The organism is Pseudoalteromonas sp. SR45-5 (assembly GCF_014163565.1).
Classification (GTDB): Bacteria; Pseudomonadota; Gammaproteobacteria; order Enterobacterales; family Alteromonadaceae; genus Pseudoalteromonas; species Pseudoalteromonas distincta.
Genome location: NZ_JACJDN010000475.1, coordinates 1 through 3,231 on the forward strand (window position 1 = coordinate 1; position 3,231 = coordinate 3,231).

Below are 3,231 nucleotides of genomic sequence, written 5' to 3' on the forward strand. Positions count from 1 at the left end.
AGGTTTTTTGTCACTAATTTGTGTTTTTTTTACCACCATTTTAATTTACACGTTACACTTTCATAAAAATGTCATACTTAGTCATAATAATGAAAACTAATTCGATAGCGTAAGAGATAAATTGGAATGTCACGTAAAGTACTAGTCGTAGATGACGAAGCTCCTATCAGGGAGATGTTGGTTTTTGTTTTAGAGCAAAATGGATTTCAAGCAATTGAAGCAGAAGATTACGACTCTGCTATTGCAGCTATGGTTGAACCTTACCCAGATATGGTTTTACTTGATTGGATGTTACCAGGTGGAAGCGGTATTCAAATTGCTAAAAAGTTTAAGCAAAACGAACACACCCGCCAAATCCCAATTATTATGCTTACAGCTCGCGGCGAAGAAGAAGACAAAGTACGCGGCCTTGAAGTAGGTGCAGATGATTACGTCACCAAGCCGTTTTCTCCTAAAGAGCTTATGGCACGTATTAAAGCGGTTATTCGCCGTGTATCGCCAACCTCATTAGAAGAAGCTATTGAAGTACATGGCCTGCGTTTAGACCCTATTTCGCATCGTGTTACCTCAGAAGGTAACGAGCTTGATATGGGGCCAACCGAATTTAGATTACTGCACTTTTTTATGACTCACCCAGAGCGTGTTTATAGCCGTGAACAACTGCTTGATCATGTGTGGGGAACTAACGTTTACGTAGAAGATCGCACGGTTGATGTGCACATTCGTCGCCTGCGTAAAGCAATTGGCCCACTTGGACATGACCGTTTGGTGCAAACAGTACGTGGCGCTGGGTATCGTTTTTCAAGTAAGCTGTGATCAGCTTAAAACTTAGCTAATGTGTAAAATACGCATGTATTACTACTCTAAGGTAAAGTGAGTGTATGTATCGAGTTGTTAATAAACAGGCGTTAGTTAAACGCCTGTTTATCTATTTTTTACCCTTACTATTAATTGGTGTGCTGGTTGGCGCGCCATTTTTGCTTTTATTTTTAGGATCTTTTTCCCTCCTTATTTGGCACTACCATCAACTTTATCGTTTGAGCGATTGGCTACTTAATCAACGCAGCTTTAATCCACCAGAGGGTGAGGGTGCATGGGAGCAAGTGTTCGAAGGTATTTATCATCTCCAGCACCGTAATCGTAAAAAACGTAATGAGCTTGCAGATTTAATTCGTCGCTTTCGCGATGGGGCTGAAGCGGTACCTGATGCGGTTGTGGTATTACAAAACGATTTAAGTATTGTGTGGTGTAATCAATTAGCCCTTAAAGTGCTTGGTTTGCAGTGGCCTACCGATCATGGTCAGCGCCTTGATAATTTAATTCGCGAACCTAAGTTTGCTAAATACATGCACAAAGGCGAATTTGACGAGGCGCTTGAGCTGGATAACGGTCACAGTATTGAGCAGGTGCTTGAGTTTAGGGTAATGCCATATGCAAGTACGCAACTTATGGTTGTGGTACGTGATGTAACGCGCTTAAAACAGCTTGAACAGATGCGTAAAGACTTTGTAGCCAATGTGTCGCATGAACTACGTACACCGCTTACAGTGGTTACAGGGTATCTTGAGATGATGGATGGCGACATGATGCCGCCGCCAGCAATGTGGAACAAAGCGCAAAATACCATGCTTGAACAATGTAAGCGCATGGATAGCTTAGTCAGCCAATTATTATCGCTTTCGCGTATTGAAGGTGCACGGCGCCAAGACAACGATAAAGCTATAAATGTACCGCAATTACTTGGTTATATTCACACTGAAGCAAACTCAATTAATCAAGACAAAGGCCACGAACTTATTTTTGATATTGATAAAACCCTTGATATTAAAGGCTCTGAGGATGAACTGCGTAGTGCGTTTTCTAATTTAGTATTCAACGCGATTCATTACACAAAACCAGGCGGTAAAGTAGAAGTTTGCTGGCAGCGCAAAAACAATAAAGCGTGTTTTAGTGTTACCGATAATGGTGATGGTATTGCGCCTGAGCATATTAACCGATTAACTGAGCGTTTTTATCGTGTTGATAAAGCTCGCAGTAGAACAACAGGTGGCTCAGGCTTAGGGCTCGCTATAACAAAACATGTGTTAACTCGCCATGATAGTAAATTAAATATTCGCAGTGAAGTTAACAAAGGATCGTGTTTTTCTTTTGAATTTTCAATAGATAAGATAGTTTCGCTGACTAAATAATTAAGCTAATAGGTCAAGTCATAAAAGTGTCATCTAAGAGTAATGTAACTGTCATGTACTCACTTTAGAGTGGGCAGCAGTTAGAAAATGGAACGAACAAACCGGAGAACTCTACATGAAATTTAAAAACTTAGTTGCCGCAATGGGTGTGGCTGTTACAACTTTCGTATCTGCACAAGCAGTTGCTCTAGACCAAAATATTCCTGAGTATCAAAAAATTAGTGGTGTTTCAGGCAACTTTTCATCAGTAGGTTCTGACACTTTAGCCAACATGATGACGTTTTGGGCTGAAGAGTACAAACGTATTTACCCAAATGTAAATATTCAGATTCAAGCAGCAGGTTCTTCTACTGCTCCACCGGCACTTACCGAAGGTACTGCTAACCTAGGTCCAATGAGCCGTAAAATGAAATCTAAAGAAATCGAAGCGTTCGAAAAACGTTACGGTTACAAGCCAACAGAAGTTCGCGTAGCTATTGATGCACTTGCTGTATTTGTACATAAAGATAACCCAATTGAAGGTCTTCGTATTGACCAAGTAGATGCTATCTTTTCATCTACTCGTAAATGTGGCGCACCAGAACAAGTTAACCGTTGGAGCGATGTTGGTCTAACAGGTGATTGGGCAGCTAAAGATGTGCAACTTTACGGACGCAACTCAGTATCAGGTACGTATGGTTACTTTAAAAAGAAAGCACTTTGTAAAGGTGATTTCCGTAATAACGTAAATGAGCAACCGGGTTCTGCATCAGTAGTACAGTCAATTTCATCTTCATTAAATGCAATTGGTTACTCAGGTATAGGTTATAAAACATCGGGCGTACGTACAGTACCGCTAGCTAAAAAAGGCGATAACTTTGTTGATGCAACACTTGATAACGTTGCACAAGGTAAATATCCATTATCTCGCTTTTTATACCTTTATGTGAATAAGCACCCAAACAAGCCGTTGTCTCCAATGGAAGCGCAATTCTTAAAAATGGTACTTTCAAAAGATGGTCAGCAAATTGTAGAAAAAGATGGTTATGTACCACTTTCTGCA

General features: G+C 40.5%; 3 protein-coding genes. All 3 read left to right on the top strand.

Going from position 1 to position 3,231, the window contains the following annotated elements; translation table 11 throughout:
- Positions 1–126: 126 nt before the first annotated feature.
- Complete coding sequence (gene phoB, locus H5072_RS15325) at positions 127–816, top strand: phosphate regulon transcriptional regulator PhoB (RefSeq protein ID WP_006791869.1); 690 nt, start codon at positions 127–129, stop codon at positions 814–816.
- Between the two features lie 65 nt (positions 817–881).
- Positions 882–2,189 carry a phosphate regulon sensor histidine kinase PhoR gene (gene phoR / locus H5072_RS15330; protein ID WP_182694011.1) on the top strand — a complete coding sequence of 436 codons (1,308 nt, stop codon included), beginning with the start codon at positions 882–884 and terminating at the stop codon, positions 2,187–2,189.
- Between the two features lie 115 nt (positions 2,190–2,304).
- Positions 2,305–3,231, top strand: a 927-nt coding sequence (locus H5072_RS15335) for a PstS family phosphate ABC transporter substrate-binding protein (RefSeq protein ID WP_182694012.1), incomplete at its 3' end; no start/stop codon positions are given.